The organism is Fibrella forsythiae (assembly GCF_017353175.1).
GTDB classification, from domain to species: Bacteria; Bacteroidota; Bacteroidia; order Cytophagales; family Spirosomataceae; genus Fibrella; species Fibrella forsythiae.
The window spans coordinates 14,686-34,134 of record NZ_JAFMYW010000007.1 but is presented as its reverse complement, the minus strand read 5'-3'; the positions used below and the strand labels follow the sequence as shown (position 1 = coordinate 34,134).

Sequence of the window (19,449 nt, the reverse complement as noted above, 5' to 3'; positions counted from 1 at the left end):
CGATGAAACCTACCATTCAGGATCTACACGAATCAGGCCACTACCGCCTTGTCGACTCGTTCAGGATTGATGAAATGATGCAGTTCCTGGCTCGTGAGCTGGGAATAACGCCGTCGGGTCAGAACGTGCCGACTACCAAAACAACTAATCAGAAAGTTAAAGCTGGACTGCGTTTGGCGATCATCTTTATCGGATCGCTGACGTTCGGCTGGTTTGTGGGTACCGGTATGTCGACGTGGCTATCAAAAGACGAGCTTGTTTCTGGCGGTTCCCAGTTTCTGATCGGATTCCTGGTGTTCTTTCCGCTGATTACTGTCCACGAATTCATTCACGGCATTTTCTTCAAACGGGTAGGTGCGCCCCGCGTGGGCTACGGCTGGTCGTGGAAAGGGATGATGGCCTATGCTTACGCCCAGAATTACGTGATGAACCTGCGCGAAGTGGCCTTTGTGGCCGCAATGCCCTTTCTGATACTAACGCCTACCCTGATTGTCGTCTGGGTTCTGTTGCCGGCCTACGGCGTCGTGTGGGGAACGTTACTGTTTCTCCATACAACCGGCTGTATCGGCGATTTTGTGCTGATCAATTTCTGGCGCAAAAATCAGCACCGATCGATGTTTACTTACGACGATGTTGAGAACGAAAGCCGAACGTATTTCTTCGAGTGCATAAGCTAGTAACGAAGCAATAAACCCCAACGGTGTAACAACCGAGTTGACTGGCGAACATCATCAGTGCCCTGCCGTGGCCGAATCGAACAAGCGGCAAAAGTTGCCGCTGCCTATCTTACCAATTTCGGTGTCGGTAAAGCCAGTTTTCAGCAGTGAATCGACTACGGCGTAATAAAACCCAACCTGCTGATCGGGCCAGGCTCCATTCGTGCGCTCACCAACCCGTTCACGATTTTGACCACCGCCCTGTTGATTGGTAGGATTGCTGCCTGGTCTATACGTCGGGGTCATCTTAGTATCAGTGCCAGGGCAAACGTGGTCGATGCCAACGACATCGACCACGTTTGCCCGGATATTCTGCGCGTACTCCAGCGGACTGTCGGTCAGGTGGGTCCACACGCCCAGCACGCCGCCCGCATTAGCAACGATTGTTGCCTGCTCCTTGCTGATAAGCCTTGGCCGCATCATGTTGGCCATCATCGGGTTGGTTCCCAGCTTTGAATCGAGGCCGGTGTGCGTGATGACCACGGGTTTGGTGGCTACTTTCAGGGCCGCGTTGATTGTGTCATTGCTGGCGTGCGTCAGGTCGACGAGGATACCCAGTCGGTTGCAGGCCCGGATGACGTCGGCACCAAACTTGGTTAATCCGCCCCACTGCGGCGGATTAGTGTAAATATCACCCAGGGGCACCGATGCGTCGTTATCGTGAAGCAGCCCGAGCAGGCGCAGCCCCCGACTGTACGCTTCGTCCAGCCGCTCTATATGTCCTTCCAGAAAGTGCCCCCCCCTCGACAGACTAAATGACGGTCGGCTGCCGTTTTTGGTGGGCTGCACGTAGGTCTGCCAGGTTCAGGGAGCGTTTTACGCCGTTTTGGGCCAATTGCTCATTCATCGAGGCCATCGCGTTCTTGAAGCGTTCGTACGCATCGCCCGGATTGACCAGTGCTGGTCGGTCAACGGCGAATGTCATGCAGATGGCCGATAAGCCCGACCGTTTCAGGTCGCTGGTCAGGTCAAGCGAAGGGCCGGGCACTTCGGCGGCGACAAAGGGTACGTCTATGTGATTGTGCGAATCAATACCGATCGTATTGGCCACGATAGCGGCTACCCGTGGGTCAACGTCATCGACCGCCCAGGGAGATGAATGGATGCAGCGCCATGGCGGCACTTGCGCCGGTTTAGGTGTAGATAAACGACCGACGCGAGTAATTCTGTTTTGACCTGTTCATACGGCACTAAATGTAGCCAGGGACCTGATTTAAAAGTAGCTGACCTGGATCGATTCGTATCTGCCAAAAGGGAAACGAATCATCTAGTAGCAAAGCATCATTTCATCGCCCCGATCCAGTCGCGAAGTAATTCCAGACTTTCGGTATGCACCGTCTTGCGGCCCAACTCGGGCATCATCACGCCGGGGTCGGTGGAGTGCAGGCGGTAAATGAGGATCGACTCGTCGGGCTTGCCGGGCACAATATCGTACGATCGTCCACCTGAGCCGCGACCGGCAGCAACAGGTGTTTTCAGCAGGCCGATGGCCGTAGGATCTTTAGCCGATACGCTTAGGTTCAGCCCCGAAGTCATGGCTGGTCCCTTTGGGTTATGGCAGTGCGCACAGTTAATGTCGAGCCAGATACGTGCCCGGTCGTTTAGCGAACCGGTAGTTGGGTCGTTCCAAACGGGGGCTTTCGGGCAGTTAGCCAGCGCAGGCATACCCGTAAGCATGGCCGTCTGCTGCCAGTGCATGAGCTGATTTTTGGCTTTGTTGCCATAAACCAACTCGCCATTCAATTGCCGCGCCGATGGACCGATCGGCGTCAGCACCTCCTGTTGATTATGACAACCCTTACATTGATTGAGGTTCGGAATCAGATAGGGTTGCTGGTGACTGACACCGGTTTTATCAATGTAATTTACCGTTTTTGTGTCGCCGGCAACTTCCAGAAATGCATCGGTCTGTTCATCGTTCCAGACATAGTCCAGCGCTTTCCAGCCTTCCGGCTGGTGAACCAGCAACCGCGTTTCGATCAATCGGCGGCCCTTCGCCGGGTCGCGAAAATCGGTGGGATAGTAGAACGTTTTGATCAACGTGGTACCCACCGGAAAGGCCAGCACAGCCGTATCATTATACGCAACCGACTTCCCGGCGGGCAACTTGACGAACCGGAGTTTTTCAGCATAGTCGCTAAAGAGCGGCGTGTTCAGCGTATAAGGCACAACCCCGGATGCCGGGCGCTGCTCGGCGGGGTTTCCTGCAAAAAAACCGTAGTCGCTTAGCTTTTCGGGAATGGCTACTGACCGCCAGCCAGCCGATACGAACCAGAATGTTGCTACGGTTATACTATAAATCAGGTACGTGACCAGCCTATTTGCGTTCATTAACTGCCGTATTTTTTAAGGGAGTCAACTGACAGTCGAAGGGCACCGCATCGAGCGACGCGTTTTTAAAGCCGCGTCCGGCATCGAGGTTCACCAGGCTCTGGTTCTTATTGTTGCGAATACAGATACGCCGATCGGGGAGGGGCTTGCCGGCTTTGTCTAACGTACCTGGATCAACGATGCCGTCGTACAGAATATGCGGAACCGCCTGACCCTCTTTCAGAATTGCCTTGAAAATGCTGTTGTACCGCCCGCGCGAACTGGGTGGACCGGGGTTCCGCTCATACACGTTATCATGAATGGAAATAGCGGTCGGATAAGGGTAATAGCCTTTATCGGTTATGGGCCGTTCGGTGATCAGGTAGCTGATAATGCCGGTACCCATGGTTTGATTGCGGAGAAAGCGGTTGTTGAACACCTCCACGTTGTTCGTCGCCAGAATCAGCAGGCCCGTCCCGTCCGACACGCTGGCCACGATATTGCCCGCCGGGGCAAAATCAGGCAGGTTGTTGTCGTGGATGTTGTTGTTAAATACCCGAACATTACCGCCCTGTTTCTGCACCAGATCGGGCAGGTCGAACACCAGCACGCCGCCCGTGTTGTCGTACGCTTCGTTATCGAACACATCGGCATCGCGTGAATTTTCGATCTCGATCCCCGCCACGTTATGATGCGCCACGCAGTTCTTGACCACAATGTTCCGCGACTGCCCGACGTAAATGCCCGCATCAGACGCGCCGATGGAGATACACTTGTCGATCATCACATTATCGCACTGCACCGGATACAGGCCGTAGCTACCATTCTCGGGACTAGGTGGCCCGGTCCACTCTACTTTGACGTTGCGGAAGGTGATGCCCTTCACGTTCATGGTTTTAATGGCGTCGCCTTTCGTGTCCTGAATGGTCATATCCTCGATCACGATGGCTTCGGCATTCGATACGCGCAGGCCTTCAGCGCCGTCGGTCTGACCTTTAAAGCTGAGAATGGTCTTGTCAACGCCTTTTCCCCGAATGATGATGCGCTTCTTATCCTCCATGGATAAACTCCCGGTAAAGATGAACGTACCTGCATCAAGATCGATCGTGCTGCCATTGTCGGCCATGATCAACTGTGTCTGAATGCGCTTCTGCACAGCTGGTTGCGCCAAGCTTTTCAAGCAGCACAGACAGGTGAAAAGGATAAAAAGGAGTTTCATTGGTCAGGAAGTTAGGTAGTTAGGGTAGAAGAAAACTAGTAATGGCACATACTCTTTCGGGCTATTATAGTGAATTGCTTCGCGAGCTAGGTTGCTGACGCGTGGCCCTTCGACAGGCGCCCCCGACTCAGGGTGACAATCTCACACAAGGTCGTCATTAATATTTTTGAGTGTCCTGTCACCCTGAGTCGGGGGCGCCTGTCGAAGGGCCTAGAGCGCGAAGCCATACACACCATAGCGCGAAGCAATTCAACAGAACGTACCTGGCAACTTCATGAAACTACATTATTTCTACGAACTCTGTAAGAAATAGCTTCCTGTTTGGTACTAATAGGCTAACTATCGACTATCATGACCGAACAAGAGCAGAATCAAACGTTTACCGACTGGCTTGGCCAGTATAAGGCGCTGCTCTTCAAAGTAGTGCGTGCTTATGCGGTTCCGATTATGGATCAGGACGACCTGCTGCAGGAAATTCTAATTCAGGTATGGCATTCCATCCCGACGTTCAAGCAACAGTCTTCATCCACGACCTGGGTGTATCGAATAGCGCTGAATACGGCTATAAAATGGTCGACGAAAGAACGGAAGCATACTGATGCTCGGGAGACCATCGAGACGGTACAACCTATGTTACAAGAGCCATCCGCTCAACCTGATGAGCGCATTAGCTGGCTCTACGACGAAATACATCAGCTCAACGAAGTGGATCGTTCCCTTTGCCTGCTCTTTCTGGATGGATTCAGCTACAAAGAGATGGCGACGATACTAGGCATCTCGGAATCAAACATTGGCGTGAAAATCAATCGTATCAAAAAGCAACTGATCACCAAATCAAAGCAACCCAATCACTATGGAATTTGACGAACTGCAAAAAATCTGGGATGTCCAGACGAAAGAGCCGATGTGGGTCATCAACGAAACCGTCCTTCGCAACCGTGTTCAGGCTAAAACGCAACAGACTTTCCACATCACCCGAATCAGCGAGCTACTGTCTATTATCGTGAATGCGGCTGCCGGCAGTTTTGTGTTGGCGGTCAATCTGGCAAAATCCCCAGCTAACCTGGCCATGTACCTGCTGGCCACCTGGATATTCGCCACGGCCCTCTACGTGTTGGTAAGCCGGATTCGCCGACTAAATGGCGAAAAAACGTTCGACCGCACGGTGCTTGGTGAACTAGCGCACGCTATCTCGATGGCCACCTATCAGGTACGTCTCTCGCGACTCTTACGCTGGAACATGCTGCCCATTGTGGCGCTAACCCTGCTGGGTGTATGGGAAGGAGGGAAGTCTGTCTGGCTGCTTCTGGGCCTGATCGCTTTTTTCGCGTTGGCCTACGTCGCCAGCGGCTGGGAACATAGCATCTACGCGGCTAAAAAGCGCGAGTTGGAAGTGTTGCGGGAAAAGCTGACGCAATAAGTGACAAGATCGACAGCGCGGTGATTTGGCTTTATGAATCAGCCGCAAATCGATTGGTTGTCATATTGTTTATGACGCGTGCATTGGCTTTGCGCTTTAGTCCCTTCGACAGGCTGGGCGCCCCCGACTTAGGGTGACAATCTTACTCAGGCATGTTCATGCTGACTTTGAGTGAGATTATTACCCTTAGACGGGGACGCCCAGCCTGTCGAAGGGACTAAAGCGCGAAGCCTACAGCAAAAAGTGAATCGTTACTAATTCAGCCGTGTCATGGCCTCCAGTATGGTGGCGCCACTGAGCTGGGTAGTCAGGTCCGTTTTGCCGTCGGTAGGGCGATTACCCCAGAATGTTCCATAGACAACCTGAGGTTTTTGGGTACCTGTCCGCCACAGCGTTTCGGCGTTGAACTTCAGGTAATTAACGTATCGGGTGCGCGTATCGGCAGGAACGGCGGGTTCGGTAGCCAGTAGGGTCAGGTAACGCACCAGCACCGCTTTGAACAGGCCACCGTCGCCGTTTCCTTCAGCACGCATCAGGCCACCGTTGGTCAGTTCGGGGTCGGCGATGGTGAAATTGGCCGTTTTGGTCGCGTCGCTCAGGTACGTCTGGTTTTGGGTAGCGCGGAACATTTCCAGGCCGGCACCAATCATAAGGCCCTGATTGTACGTGAATTTCCAGGTCAGGTCAATCTTGCCGTCATTCTGCCGGTTGATACCATCGTACGTGTTCCCGGTGGCGGGATCGACCAGCGTTTTTAGCTGCCAGTCGTAGATTTTTTTTGCCCACTCCAGGTCTTCGGGACGTTTCAGGCGTTGGTACAGACGCGCTGCCAGAATGATAGCCGGTGCGTTGGCCGGTGTGTTTTTGTAGTACCGCTGCCCTTTCCGCCAGGCTATACCGCCGCCCATGGTATCATTCCAGCCAAGTTTGATATCGTTCCAAAGCAGTTGCGACGTATCGAGCCACTTTTTGTCGCCGGTAGCGTCGTAGGCCCGAAGCGTGGCCAGTGCATTCCAGAGCATATCATCGTAATACTCATTCAGGAAGCCGCCGTTGTTTTTTACCGGAACGCCGCCGTACCAGTCATTCATGTAGGTCAGGTAGCGGCTGTCTTTGGTGCGCACGTAGGCATCCACCAGCACATCGAGCGCGTGCGCCTGCGGCCAGTAGTTGAACTGCGTGCTGCCGCTGTTGTTCTCGTTGAAGTAGCGTCCCTGCTCGTTAAAAAACTGCCGGGTCAGGGCCTGCGTGCTGCTGTCGGCAATAACCGTCCAGTTGAAGACGTAGGGCTTGGTCGCGGGCCCCGCGCCTTGCCCGATGCTGTTGTCTTTGCAGGCAACAAAAAGCGACAGCGTAAGAAGGGCAAGTAATTTATTGAGTGATGACATCGACGTTGAGGGGTTTTGAGATCAGAATGTTTACTCAGTTATTAATTTATTGCTTTCGCGTTGTAGCGTATCGCTGACGCCTAGTCGAAGGGCCATGCGTCAGCAATACGCTACAACGCGAAGCAATCTACTTAATCGTAACCTTATGCGTGTAGGGGCCGGTCGGGGCTAGCGACACCATGATATCGGCGTTCTTGTTATCAACGGCGCCGTTGAACTTATACGTGTAGTCCCACTGGCTTTCGCCGATGGGCAGCAGGAAGAAGTAACTGTCGGGGGTGTTGGCATCGGCGCGGGAGTTGTCGGCTTTGCTGCTGCCCAGCCACTCGTAGGCATCTTTACCATCGGCCCCGACTGTGGTGAGGCGAAACTTGTAGCGCTCATCCCGGCCCCACGAGAACTGTACGAACTCCACTTTGTAGTTCGGAATCATCCAGACGCCTCCGCCCACATACGGCAAGGTAGTGCGAACGGCGTTGTCGCCCGCGACCCACAGGCCCACCGATTTGATCTCGGTTACCCGGGCGGCGGCATTGTTGAAATCCAGTGTGATACGGTACGTTTTAGTGGCCCCGGTCACGGTGGTGGTTCCGCTTTCGCCGATGTTCGTTCCGTTGACGTTGAACGATTTAGCCGTGCCTGTCGTGCGGTCCACAAACGAGTACGTACCTGCTTTAAGCGATGTGTACACTTCAAAGATACCCGAACCAACGCTTTTCAGCTTGATCGCTTTGGTCAGGTCAGTGCCTGCTTCGGTGGCGTCGCCGGTCAGGTAGACCTCCGCCGGAACTTCAGCGAAACCGGCTGGGCGCTCCACGTTCAGCATCCGGCTCTGGCTGGCCTGCTTCACGTTGGTACCCCGCGATGCCTGCACCGTCCATTTCAGTTTACCCTGTCCCAACGAGCCAATGCCAGCCAGGGCGGCGATGCGGTTCAGGGTGGCGTGGGTCACGGTCGCCTTGTTCATCACACCGTTCTGGTCGGAGGCAAGTTTATAAATCGGTTTCGAGAAATCGCCGGTCTCTTTGTCAAATGCCAGTTCATACAGCACCAGCGTACCATCTTCGGCCCGCGCCTGATCCCATTCGAACACCACCGTAGCCGGGGTGGCGGGAAGTAGTTTTATCGACTGGTTGTCGTTTGGCGCAAAGAAGGCCGTCACGTCGCTGATGTTCGTGTTAATGTCACGACCAGCGTCTTTGCACTGCATCAGCATGCCCGCGAGACAAAGGCAAAGAAGAGAAAGAAGGGTCTGTTTCATGGAAAAAGGGCGACCAACGGGTACGGGGCCAGCGCTACTGGTAGCCGTTGCTCCGTACCCGTTGATCTGTTTGGTTTACCAGTTCGGATTTTGTGTTAAGCTGTTATTCAGATCACGCTCGACCTGCGGTATTGGCCAGAGGTATTGTTTACTCGGATCGAAGGTGCGGCGATCGACCCGGACGTACCCATTGTCGATGGCCGGGTCGCCAAATCGGGCGCCGTGGGCAAATCCGTTCAGTACCGTTTCCGCCAGGCGCCACCGCCGGATGTCGAACACACGCAACCCTTCCATCGCCAGTTCAATGCGCCGTTCGCGGCGGACAATATCCCGCAAGCTGACCTGGTTACTCCCTGTAGGAAAGGCCAGGGCATTGGCGTCGGTGAAGCCCGCCCGGCGACGAATTGCCCCGATGGTTTTGTCCCAGATAGCGGTGGTCATCTGCCCTTGCTCCGTTTTGGCTTCGGCATACATCAGCAGCACATCGGCGTAGCGAATCAGCATCAGATCAAGTCCCGACTGGAAGCTGGCGTTGGCCGTCGGATCGTAGTATTTACGGACGTAATAGCCGGTTGTCGAGGCGTTTTGTTTGCCAAACTCATTCCGGGCATCGACGTTGGCGGGCGTTGAACCCGGCCTGATATAGATGGTCGTGGTAGACCCGTCGGCCCGGCGCCAGAGATATCCGTCATACACGATCGTTGCCGCCAGACGTGGGTCGCGATTCGCGTACGGGGTCGCTTCTGAATAGCCGGAACCCGTTTCGGTGATGGCTCTGCCGTTGCTGGTCAGATACGCATTGACCAGTTCCTGCGTGGGGGCAATGTTGTTGACCCGCTCGCCGATCGTGATGGGCACAAAGTCGCGGAAGTTACCGTGGGTACGTAGCTCTGGCACGAAACCAAGGCTCAGGATGCTCTCCTGACTGTTTTCGGCAGCGGGTAAAAACAGTCCCTCATAGCTGGGGTACAGCCCATACGTTCCGTTAGCCGTGTTATCGATCAACTGCTCGCAAAGGGTTGCCACCTCGGCCCAACGGCTCTCGTAGAGCAGTGCCCGCGCTTTCAGCGCCAACGCCGCGCCTTTCGTGATTCGGCCCTTGTCGGCCGCTGCGTATTGCCCGTTGGTGGGCAGGCCCGCTGCTACCGCATCCAGTTCCGACAGCACAAAGGCCAGAACCTCCGCCCGGGGCGTACGGGGAATGGTGCGTGCTTCAGCAATGCCAATGTCCTGCGTGAAAAGGGGAACATCACCGTACCAGGTCAGCAACTGGAAATAGTGGAACGCCCGAATAAACCGTGTTTCAGCCAGAATGCGCGCCTTTAACGTGGCGTCGATCGATGGAATTCGGTCGATGTTGGCCAGCAGGATGTGCGTGGTCTTGATGCCGCCGTAGTGAAAATCCCACTCGCCTTTAATGCGTCCCAAAGCCGGGTCGTAGGCGCCTCGGGCAATGGAGTTGGCCCCCTGAAAGTCGCCCAGTTGATTGTAGGCATTGTCGGACAGGGCATCGTTGGCGAAAAAATAATCGGGCGAGTACAGGCCCGCGTAGGCCGTGTTGAGCACGCTGAGTGCCCGGTCGGCAGACGTCCAGTAGGTAGCCTCGGTGAACCGGTCGGTGGGGGCCAGGTCAAGGGATTTACATCCGCCCATCCACAACGCTGCCACCAACAAGGCGATATAGGTATGTTTCATAATCTGATCGGTGCTTAAAACGTTACGTCCAGCCCAATGCCGTTGAACTGCGGGTTGGGGTACACCCGTCCTGAGTTCACGTTGCCGCGTGTGGACACTAAACTGTTGTTGAACTCGGTGGCTTCGGGATCAATGCCGACCTGCATGGGTGTGAGCGTCAGCATGTTCTGACCGGTGTAGTAAACGCGTAATTTGCTGATGCCCAGTTTGTTCGTGAGGCGTCCGGGCAGGGTGTAGCCTACCTGTAGGTTTTTCAGGCGCACATACGAGGCATCCTGCAGGAACCGGTCCGAGCCAACGCCCCAGTTGTTCCGCGAGGCACCGCCGAGAGTCAGGCGTGGATAGGCGGCATTGGGGTTCGTGGGTGTCCAGTAGTCGCTCTGGTGTTTGAAGATGGCATCCTGGAAGGGGCCGTGGAAGGGTTCAACGGCTTCACCCCGCAGGAACAGCGCACGCTTGCCTACGCCCTGCACGAAGAGGTTCAGGTCAAACCCTTTCCAACTCGCCGTGTAGGTGGCTCCGAAGGTGTAGCGCGGGAAGGGGTTGCCCAGCACCACCCGGTCGGCTTCGTCGATGAGGTTATCACCGTTCTGGTCAACGTACCTGACATCGCCGGGGCGCAGATCGCCGGGGGCCACGAACGTCGGACGCGGACCGGCCGACAACTGCTCCAGGTTCTGGAAATAGCCGTTGCTCTGATAGCCGTAGTACGACCGTACGGGTAGCCCTTCCCGCAGAATGACGGCCAGCTCACCCAGGTAGTTGATGTTCGTTTTTCCGTCGATCGACACCACTTTGTTGTAGCTGTCGGCCAGATTCAATGACAGTGTATGCCGTACCTGACCGGTGTTGTGACGCACCGTCGCCGACACTTCCCAGCCCTGGTTACGTACCTGCGCCGCGTTGTAATCGCCGATCGACCCGCCGAAAATGCCGGGTACCGACGGCGCAATCAGGATGTCTTTGGTCAGCTTGTTAAAATAGTCGAGCGAGAACGTCACCTTGTTGCGCCAGACCGACGCGTCGAGGCCGAGGTTGAAGGTCTGGGCGCGTTCCCAGGTAATGTCGGGGTTCGCCAGTGTTAGGCCGGTGCCGGCAGCGCTGGTGTTGTTGAACCCGTAGGCGTTGGCGAAGTTGAAGTAGGTGCTCTGATACTGGAAATCACCCACGTTCTGATTGCCCAGCACGCCGTAGGAGGTGCGAAGCTTCCAGTCGCCAAAGGTGTTGCGGAAGTTGGACGCAAAGGCTTCTTCGGTGATGCGCCAGGCCAGGGCTGCCGAGGGGAAAAAGCCCCAGCGGTTGGCTTTGGCAAAGCGCGACGACCCATCATAGCGGAAATTCACTTCGGCAATATATTTATCGGCAAAGGTGTAGTTGACCCGCCCGAACACGCTGGAAATGGCATTCTGACTGGTCCGCTGGTTCGAGGTGTACGACGCGTTCTGAATGATCGTCCGCGAAATATCGGTGCCCAGGTCATTGTCGACATCCCGCTTGAAAATGCCATTGCCCTGCGAGGTGAAGCCTTCGTTGGAGAAACCTACCAGCGCCGACACGTTGCTTTTGCCGAACGTCCGGGTATAGTCGGCCAGAGCCTGAACGTTGGTGTAGAGCGACTTGTAGTTCTCATCTTTCACCGTGGCCACATTGTCGGTACCGCCCGTGTAAGGGAAGTAGTTGATGGACCGGTGGAACTCGTACTGGTGGTTGCCGTTCAGTTCGCCCCCGAAAATACCCCGCAGCCGGAACCCGCTGAACACTTCCCACTCAGCCGTGAGGTTACCAAACACGTTGTCGTTATCGTAGCGCCGGTAGCCGCCCTGCTCCAGCCGCGCCAGCGGGTTGCTCTCCGACAGGATCGGTGAGAGAACGTACCTACCCAGCGAGTCTTTGATGGGGTAGGTGCGGGGCATCCGGGCTGCGTCCAGAATCAGGCCATCGGTTGAGTAGGCGTGCTCCTTGATCTCGTTGCGCGAATAGGCCAGAATGCCCGTGAACTTGACCTTGTCGATCTGGTGGGTCAGGTTCATGCGGTAATTGTAGCGTTTCAGGCCAAAATCAGGGCCTTTCAGCAGGTTGGACTGGTTCAGATACCCCACCGAGATGTGATAGGTGGTCTGCGCATTCCCGCCCGACACGCTCAGGTTGTGGTTCTGCTGTGGTGCCTGCTTCTTAAGGATTTCGGTCAGAAACCAGGGGTAGGATCCCTGCTGCCTGAACTGCGCAATCTGGCTCGGCGTGAACTGAGGCGACAACCCCGAATTCACCAGCGCCTCATTCTTGAACATCGCGTATTCCCACGCCTCGTTCGATTCGCGCAACAGCGTTGGCGTCTGGGCACCGAACGTGCCGTTATAGGTCACGGTCGTTTTGCCCGATTTGGCGCCTTTTTTTGTCGTCACCAGAATGACGCCGTTGGCCGACCGTGAGCCATAGATAGCGGCCGAACCGGCATCTTTCAACACTGAAATCGACTCGATATCCGACGGGTTCAGCACGTCGAGCGAGCCGGGAATACCATCCACGATCACCAGCGGACTGTTGTTGCCCAGCGTACTGACGCCCCGGATGTTGATGTTCAGCCCGGCACCCGGCTCGCCCGATCCCTGCTGCACCACCAGATTGGGCGACACACCCTGTAACGCCTGCGACACAGTGGTAACGGGTCGCCCTTCCAGCGCCTGTTGCCCCACCTGATCCACGGCCCCCGTCACGCTCGACCGGCGCTGGGTTCCGTAGGCCACCACGACCACCTCGCCCAGCGACTTGGTATCGGGCGTCAGTTTCAGGTCAAACGAACTGCGGTTGCCTACTTCCTGCTGCTGGGTCACGTACCCGATAAAGCTGAATACCAGCACCGACTGCGGACCGGCTACACTCAGCGTGAAGCGACCGTCGGCATTGGTCGTGGTGCCGTTCGACGTACCCCGTTCAATGACGCTTACACCCACCAGTGGCCCGCCGTTCTCGTCCGTAATGGTGCCGGTCACAGTCTGTACGGCTTTTTCGGCTGAAAAGGTCAGGCTGTTTAATTCGCGTTCAGGTACGTTGCCCGATGAGGGTGACCGCAGCGACAGCAGCTGTCCGTCGGTGAGGCGGGAAGGCAGTAAACCGGTTGGGCGGCTGTTATCGACCACGATCGAATAGTACCGGTCTGCCATCCGTTGCGAGCGCAGGTTCACTGGATTCAGCAGTTGCTGAAGCGTCGCGTCGAGGCTGGCGGCCGATGGCAGTTCGGCGCTGACCTGGATGTTGCGAACCAGCTTGCTTTCGTACGAGAAGAATACTTTGTACCTGCGTTCCAGCTCGGTCAGTACATCGCGGAGGGGACGTTGGCGGGCCGCCGAAGGCCGTTCCAGTCGATTTTTGACCGAGGCTGTTTCCTGGCTATGGGCGGGTAACTGGTACAATAAGGTTATACCAAGCAGGCCGTAGCGGAGTTGTCTGTGGAGTTGTCTTTTCATTGGGGTTTCAGAATTACCTGATTGGGCCGGCGGTCAACGGCCAGATTATACGATAACGAGAGTGTGCGGAGAACAACCGTCAGGTCGTTGTTGGGCAACGTACCCGTCAGCTCACGACGGGCCAGTTCGCGGTTCGGCACCACGACCCTGATGCCATAGTATTCTTCGATCCGTTGCGCTACCTGGCTCAGCGGCGTATCGGTAAAAACGAGCTGGTTCTGGCGGTAGGCCGCCACCTGATCGGGCCGCAGGGTCAGCTTGCGCCGGAAGGCCGTATCGCCTTTCATCAGCGTCACCTGGTCGCCGGGTTTCATGGTCAGGGAGTGCTTGTCTGCGGCGTTGGCCTCCACCAGTTCTACTTTCCCCTCGCTGAGCACCACCTCTGTCTGACCGGCACGGGCATCGACATTGAATTTGGTACCCAGCACATGAATATCCAGGTTGCTGGTGTGCACCGTGAACCGGTGGTCGTTCACCGTGTGGCGAACGTTGAAGTAGCCCTCACCCGTCATCCAGACGTCGCGGTCGGCGTTGCCAAATCCGAAGCGCGGCACCCGCAGCACCGAGTGGGCATTCAGCGTCACGTCGGACCCATCGGCGAGGGTAAAGGTGCGGGTCTGACCATAGGGTGCCGTCAGCGATTCGTAGCCCCACCAGTCGTAGGTAACGTACCCAACACCCAGTAGCAGCAGTAGAGAGGCCGCAATGCTCAGCAGCCAGCGCGGACTCTGCCGAACGGGGAGGGGGCGGATAGGGGCCGCTGTGCCGTGGCGCGGGTACGTGCCGCCCTTCATAAACGACTGGTAATCGGCCAGCGATGTGGTGAGGTCGGGTATGTACTGACTGTGGTCGGCTTCGTAGCGGGCCAGGCACTGGTAATACAATTCCTGGTTTTCGGGGGTACGCAGCCAAACCTCTACCGTCTTTTTTTGAAGCGGCGTGGCTCGGCCGGCAAACAGGTCATGCAGGGTACGTTCTATAGATGGTCCGTCCATAAGGTCAATAGTGAGCAGGGAGTATTGTCAAGAAGTTGACAGGTAGACAAGGTGGCGGTGCTTTACCCTATATAAGGCCCGTGGCCAGCAGCAGCGCCACGACAAATTCATTCCGGAGCATGTTGCGCAAGGCGGTTAATGCCCGGCTGATGTTGGCTTCAACGGCCTTGACGGAGATGCCCATTTCCTCCGCAATGTCCCGGTACGACTTCTGTTCAAAGCGCGAGAGCAGGAAAGACCGGCGGCATTGCGGCGGCAACACGGCAATGGCCTCGTTGATCTTCTGGTAGAGTTCATCGAACTGCACCACTTCGGCGGGCGTGTGCAGGTCGGTGGCGACAACAGCGGCAGATGCATCACCGAACACGTCGGTTCCGACAGCGGACCGGTCCAGTTCCCAGCGCAGGTAGTTCAGCGACTTGTTGCGAACGGCCACAAACAGGTAGGCCCGGTACGACGTGGTGATGGTCTCATACAGCTTGTTGGTCCAGAGCGTGCAGAAGACCTCGCCCACAATATCTTCGGCTACTTCCCGCGAGTAGACGTACCTGAGCGCGTGATTGCACAGCAGGGTGTAGTACCGGCGAAACAGCCAGCTACACCCCTGTTCAGGATCCGTTTTCATCAGTTGGGCAACCAGTACTTCATCGTCGAGCATAAGTGGATGCGCTATCGTATCGACCTGCTGTACGTTGTTTGTGGTCAGTGGTGCCGGGCTTCTGGGTATTAAATGGGGCATAAAAGGGCTCAACCAGGTCTTGAACTACGTATAACGATTTGAAGACAAGATTGCACCGCACTACCCTATATGCTCATCCAGAAAAAATTGAAATCTATTGTATGAATCTGCTTTCAGCGCCCGCTCACAGGGCAATAGTTACCCGACGCTTAAGCGTTTTGGTACGTTGAACTGGTGGAGCGATTATCCATTATCAGATCAGTTGATTGGCCCCTTTCAGTGAACGTAGCAGCTGGGCACCTGGCTAGAGCCTAGACTATAGACAAAGCGTCTTCATAGCAGCTATTGACGACTTGTCTGAAAGGTCAGAGCAGCTAATTTTATTCAATGAAGCATTCGCTGGTGAGTAGTCAGTCTTAGGGGCTGATCTCGATAGTAGGTAACCTACTATATGGCGGCAAATTGGTGAAGCGATAAATAAGTCTCACTTTAACCATTATCGCCCTGCAAAATTGCTGGCTGCGAAAGGTGTTGATGAGAGCTATTTCTCGCCCGAGACGTCAGGAAGGTTTGAAAAAGCCATCATTGATATGAACAAGCTATTCTAAGTAGCCCATCTGAACCTTACATCGCCATGCTCAATTAAATCTTGTCATAAGATAAACGTTGGTATGTCTTATGACAGACTAAAGTGCAATGTTACGAACGACTCGAAAGCTGCACTTTTTCAAAGGTGTCGTTCTGATACCTGTATGTTGTTCGATTAAAAAATAGAATAGTACATGGACACGCTTATCTCTGCCTGCTTGATTTATTCACTTAGGAAGATAGGCGTAAAACGTAGCGCCCTCCCCTGGTTTACTTCTTGCCGTTAACCAACCACCATGATTATCAATCACCCGTTGGCAAATCGCTAACCCAATACCAGTTCCCGGAAAGAGCTTTTTGTCGTGCAGGCGTTGAAAGACGGCAAAAATTCGGGTCAAATGCTTTTCATCAAACCCTATGCCCTGATCCGATACCGTGATCTTGTGAAACTGTTGAGCGGGGCTGGTCGGCTGACAAGAACTTGGTAATTGATCCCTTACTAGTAACTCACAACTGATGCTGATTGCTGGCTGCTGATCCGCAGGCGTAAACTTGATTGCATTGGCAATCAAGTTTTGAAGTAACAAATAGAGTTGAGATTCATTGCCTGTGACCTGGCCTAGTTGATCGCTGTGAAGCCGCACTTTCCGTTCTTGGATGGGTAGGGCTAGCGAATCCATCACATTTAGAAGCACCTCATCCAGGGAAACAGAGCCGAAGGTTTGTTGACGCGTAGCAATCCGTGAGTAGGCTAGTAAATCTTTGACTAGGGCCGACATACGCCCTCCTGCTACCTGGATCCGCTCTAAAAAATGGGCTTCAGTCGGGTCTAATTTATTCGCCAGGCTCTCATTTAAGGCGTTGCTGAAGGTCTGAATTTTGCGGAGCGGTTCCTGCAAGTCGTGCGAGGCAACAAAGGCGAATTGTTGCAGGTTATCATTGGAGCGTTGTAAATCCTGATTGAGCCGTAACAGGTCCTGGGTGCGCTCACTGACCTGCGCTTCCAAATCAGCCTGGGTTGCCCGAAGTTGGGTAATATCCCGACTAACTCCGTACAGCGATAGGGGAACACCGTTGTCATCAAACGTGGTTTGCCCTATGGAATGGAGCAAGAAGACCTGGCCTGTCTGATTGTTTCTCAAGCGGTATTCCACGTCAAGACGACCGCCGAACTCGGCAACATGGGCCTGCTGGAAGGCCGCCTCAAAATGAGGCAGATCCGCTGGATCGATGGCCGCAATGGCCGCTGGCAGCGTCAGGGGATCCTGGCCTACCCAATCCACCACACGTTGGGAAAAGTGAGCTGTATTCGTGGTCAGATCAATTTGCCAAACGCCCAGTTGAGACAGATCGACCGCGTTTTGTAGCGCTTGTCGCGTTTGCTCAAATTGTTGGCGCAACAAAACTTCCTCGGTCACATCAACCGCCAGGTCCATCACGGCAAAAACCTCTCCGTTAGCATCGCGCACGGGTTGGTACGTGAAGTCGAAATAGGCAGTCTTTAATTGGCCATCGATGAGTAGGTTGGCTGGAACACTCTGGCCCGTAAAGGGTGTGCCACTCGTGTAAACCTGGTCCAGAAGCGTCAGAAATGGTTGTTCCTGTAGTTCGGGGACGGCTTCGGCAAGCGTTTTGCCTAACACGGTCTTTCCTTTGCCCCACATTTGCAGCATGTGATCGTTAGCCACCTCGATTGTCAGGCTTCGACCAACAAACAGGCAAATAGCGGCCGGCGCTTGCTCGACCAGCGATCGGAAGCGGGCTTCACTGGTTTGCAGTTGCCTGCGTAAATCCGCTTCCTGAACTGCTTTTCGCCGGGCGGTCAGTAAGGTCATCACTTGGTTGGCCAGAATCCGTAGGGCGTTCAATTGACCGGCGTCAAGTTGCCGCTTTTGTGAGTCAATGACACACAGCGAACCAAGCACCATATTATGTTCGTCTATCAGCGGTTGACCGGCATAAAAGACAATGTGTGGGTCGCCTGTCACCAGGGGGTTAGCTTGAAAACGCTCATCCGTCCGGGCGTCTTCGACAACTAAAGGCCCGGTAGGGTTAATCAAATTGTGAGCGCAAAAGGATTCTTCACGCGGAGTCTGGCGGAAGGATAATCCCTGTTTGGCTTTGAACCATTGTCGCTCGCCGTCGACTAGACTAATGAGCGCAACAGGCGTTTGACAGATTTGAGCGGCTAGTTGGGTGATGTCTTCGTAGTCCTGTTCAGGCAACGTATCCAGAATATTGTAACTGTCTAGGGCCGCTAACCGCTTGGCTTCTTCTGATGAAGAGTAAAAAAGGTCCATCAACAAATTTAAAGTCAAAGTAAGCTAGTAAAGCTAGCTAAAATTCTATTTTCCCGTTCTTACAATTATCTAGTGACGATAATCCGTTATGGGAAGCATAATTATACGCAAACTAAAAGCTTGTGTTTACAGACATGCAACCAACGTTGGTTGCATGTCTGTAAACACAATACGTACCCAGCCATACTGACCAGGCACGTGAATTAGTTACTCTTCAACTGACAGCTTTGGACATACATAATGTGTTAGGCGATCCGTTGAGGCTAAGCCGGGCATCGTCGCTACCTCATCTGCCGGTATTAGCATTTCATTTGGAGACAGATCAGCAAAAGCTCGCGGGCCATTTTAGTGTTTAAGTTTCAGGGCAAGTTTATACGAACGGCGATAAGCTTTAGCGAGTCGTTTCACCTTTGATTGGATTTGACCGGTAGATTAGCTAGTGTATAGTCGTAGACTAAGCGGCTGATGTGCTTGACTGTCGTCAGCTAAGCGGCGAAAAAAGACAGGCCAACAAATCCTGCTCCCCAAGATTCTCATAGGCTGCCAGAATTTCGTAACGGGTCATGGCTGAGGCAATCAGTTCCGGTATCGTTTCACCTGTAAAGCGAAGTTCGTGAGCAACAGGCTTGCCATAACAGATGTTTGGGCTGAATGTGTTTCGATTTAGGAGATAGCCTATAAACGCAAAAAAGCCCGCTTGTTAGCGGGCTTAAAATTTCAGCAGAGAGAGAGGATTTGACACCCCTTACCACTTATTATAGTATAACTTATTGATTAATAGACCGATGCCTTGGAGGCAATTCCGACGTAACCGTATCTGTAACCGCAATCTGTGTAAAAAAAGGGAAATCCCTTATTTTAGCCTACCAACTCGCAGGCCATTAGCCGCTCGGTAGCAGGGTGAGTGCGAAGACTAGACCGGTCTGGGGTTACGTCGTTAGACTTTCCCAGTGTGGCCTCCAGCATCCGTTGAAGACTGGCAATCTGTTGATCTTTTGCGGAGAGCTGCCCTTCGAATACTCGCCGCATCTCTTCGAATCCTGCCTGAACTCTACCTAGTACTTCAGCTCCAAATGAACCTCCGTCTGAAGCTTTGTTGGTTTGAGTAATTGCTTGTCTAAACATCTCTCCTTCTCCAACCATCAACCAGTCCCGACTTACTTCAGGGAAGTATGTGCAGACTAACTCTAGAAACTCAAAACCTGGCTTGCTTCTGCCATCCACTATTACAGCAACTGATGATTGAGCTTTACCAATCTTCTTGCCGAAAGATGTAGGAGTATGTCCCAGTGCTTTCACTAACTGGGCTACCCTTTCATTAATTGCTTCCATTGTATGTGTATAAATTTATTTGAACCCTCGATGCATATAATTGTACTTGTAAAAACTACAATTACGGATAATGCCACTCACT

Annotated in this window: 16 protein-coding genes; 3 read left to right on the top strand and 13 right to left on the bottom strand. The window is 54.1% G+C overall.

Translation table 11 applies throughout. The features are described from left to right. Positions 1–2: 2 nt before the first annotated feature. Positions 3–677 carry a DUF3267 domain-containing protein gene (locus tag J2I46_RS21130; protein WP_207331059.1) on the top strand — a complete coding sequence of 225 codons (675 nt, stop codon included), beginning with the start codon at positions 3–5 and terminating at the stop codon, positions 675–677. A 54-nt stretch (positions 678–731) separates the two neighbouring features. On the opposite strand, the gene J2I46_RS21125 is transcribed toward J2I46_RS21130, so the two are convergent. The 4 genes from J2I46_RS21125 to J2I46_RS21110 all read right to left on the bottom strand — a co-directional run bounded on the left by J2I46_RS21125 (position 732) and on the right by J2I46_RS21110 (position 4,245). Continuing rightward, the gene (locus J2I46_RS21125) at positions 732–1,505 is read right to left on the bottom strand and encodes a membrane dipeptidase (RefSeq protein ID WP_207331058.1); all 774 of its coding nucleotides are present in this window, start codon (positions 1,503–1,505) and stop codon (positions 732–734) included. Beyond that, complete coding sequence (locus tag J2I46_RS21120) at positions 1,468–1,839, bottom strand: hypothetical protein (protein WP_207331057.1); 372 nt, start codon at positions 1,837–1,839, stop codon at positions 1,468–1,470. The genes J2I46_RS21125 and J2I46_RS21120 overlap by 38 nt, the downstream gene beginning before the upstream one ends. Before the next feature lie 158 nt (positions 1,840–1,997). Then, entirely contained in the window at positions 1,998–3,047 is a 1,050-nt protein-coding gene (locus J2I46_RS21115; RefSeq protein ID WP_207331056.1) for an SO2930 family diheme c-type cytochrome, read from the bottom strand. Further along, entirely contained in the window at positions 3,034–4,245 is a 1,212-nt protein-coding gene (locus J2I46_RS21110; protein ID WP_207331055.1) for a parallel beta-helix domain-containing protein, read from the bottom strand. The genes J2I46_RS21115 and J2I46_RS21110 overlap by 14 nt, the downstream gene beginning before the upstream one ends. 351 nt (positions 4,246–4,596) lie before the next feature. Here J2I46_RS21110 and J2I46_RS21105 point away from each other — a divergent pair, with 351 nt between their 5' ends. Together J2I46_RS21105 and J2I46_RS21100 are read left to right on the top strand one after the other, a co-directional pair. Then, positions 4,597–5,109 (top strand): RNA polymerase sigma factor, encoded by a 513-nt coding sequence (locus J2I46_RS21105; RefSeq protein WP_207331054.1) that lies wholly within the window; start codon positions 4,597–4,599, stop codon positions 5,107–5,109. Further along, positions 5,099–5,665 carry a hypothetical protein gene (locus J2I46_RS21100; protein WP_207331053.1) on the top strand — a complete coding sequence of 189 codons (567 nt, stop codon included), beginning with the start codon at positions 5,099–5,101 and terminating at the stop codon, positions 5,663–5,665. The genes J2I46_RS21105 and J2I46_RS21100 overlap by 11 nt, the downstream gene beginning before the upstream one ends. Before the next feature lie 254 nt (positions 5,666–5,919). Here J2I46_RS21100 and J2I46_RS21095 read toward each other — a convergent pair whose 3' ends face one another. The 9 genes from J2I46_RS21095 to J2I46_RS21055 form a co-directional block, all read right to left on the bottom strand. Next, positions 5,920–7,053: a glycoside hydrolase family 76 protein gene (locus tag J2I46_RS21095; RefSeq protein ID WP_207331052.1), complete on the bottom strand. Its 1,134-nt coding sequence runs from the start codon at positions 7,051–7,053 to the stop codon at positions 5,920–5,922. Between the two features lie 127 nt (positions 7,054–7,180). Continuing rightward, positions 7,181–8,314, bottom strand: coding sequence for a SusE domain-containing protein (locus J2I46_RS21090; protein ID WP_207331051.1), 1,134 nt, complete (start codon positions 8,312–8,314; stop codon positions 7,181–7,183). A gap of 75 nt (positions 8,315–8,389) precedes the next feature. Continuing rightward, entirely contained in the window at positions 8,390–10,009 is a 1,620-nt protein-coding gene (locus tag J2I46_RS21085) for a RagB/SusD family nutrient uptake outer membrane protein (protein WP_207331050.1), read from the bottom strand. A 14-nt stretch (positions 10,010–10,023) separates the two neighbouring features. After that, on the bottom strand, positions 10,024–13,473 hold the full coding sequence (locus J2I46_RS21080; protein ID WP_207331049.1) for a SusC/RagA family TonB-linked outer membrane protein: 3,450 nt from the start codon (positions 13,471–13,473) through the stop codon (positions 10,024–10,026). Beyond that, positions 13,470–14,468 carry a FecR family protein gene (locus J2I46_RS21075; protein ID WP_207331048.1) on the bottom strand — a complete coding sequence of 333 codons (999 nt, stop codon included), beginning with the start codon at positions 14,466–14,468 and terminating at the stop codon, positions 13,470–13,472. The genes J2I46_RS21080 and J2I46_RS21075 overlap by 4 nt, the downstream gene beginning before the upstream one ends. Positions 14,469–14,535: 67 nt before the next feature. Next, on the bottom strand, positions 14,536–15,207 hold the full coding sequence (locus J2I46_RS21070) for an RNA polymerase sigma-70 factor (RefSeq protein WP_229379879.1): 672 nt from the start codon (positions 15,205–15,207) through the stop codon (positions 14,536–14,538). 755 nt (positions 15,208–15,962) lie between these two features. After that, positions 15,963–18,035: an ATP-binding protein gene (locus J2I46_RS21065; RefSeq protein ID WP_207331047.1), complete on the bottom strand. Its 2,073-nt coding sequence runs from the start codon at positions 18,033–18,035 to the stop codon at positions 15,963–15,965. Positions 18,036–18,516: 481 nt separating this feature from the next. Beyond that, complete coding sequence (locus tag J2I46_RS33535; protein WP_207331414.1) at positions 18,517–18,714, bottom strand: DUF433 domain-containing protein; 198 nt, start codon at positions 18,712–18,714, stop codon at positions 18,517–18,519. A gap of 179 nt (positions 18,715–18,893) precedes the next feature. Then, positions 18,894–19,367: a helix-turn-helix domain-containing protein gene (locus J2I46_RS21055; protein WP_207331046.1), complete on the bottom strand. Its 474-nt coding sequence runs from the start codon at positions 19,365–19,367 to the stop codon at positions 18,894–18,896. Between the last annotated feature and the right edge of the window lie 82 nt (positions 19,368–19,449).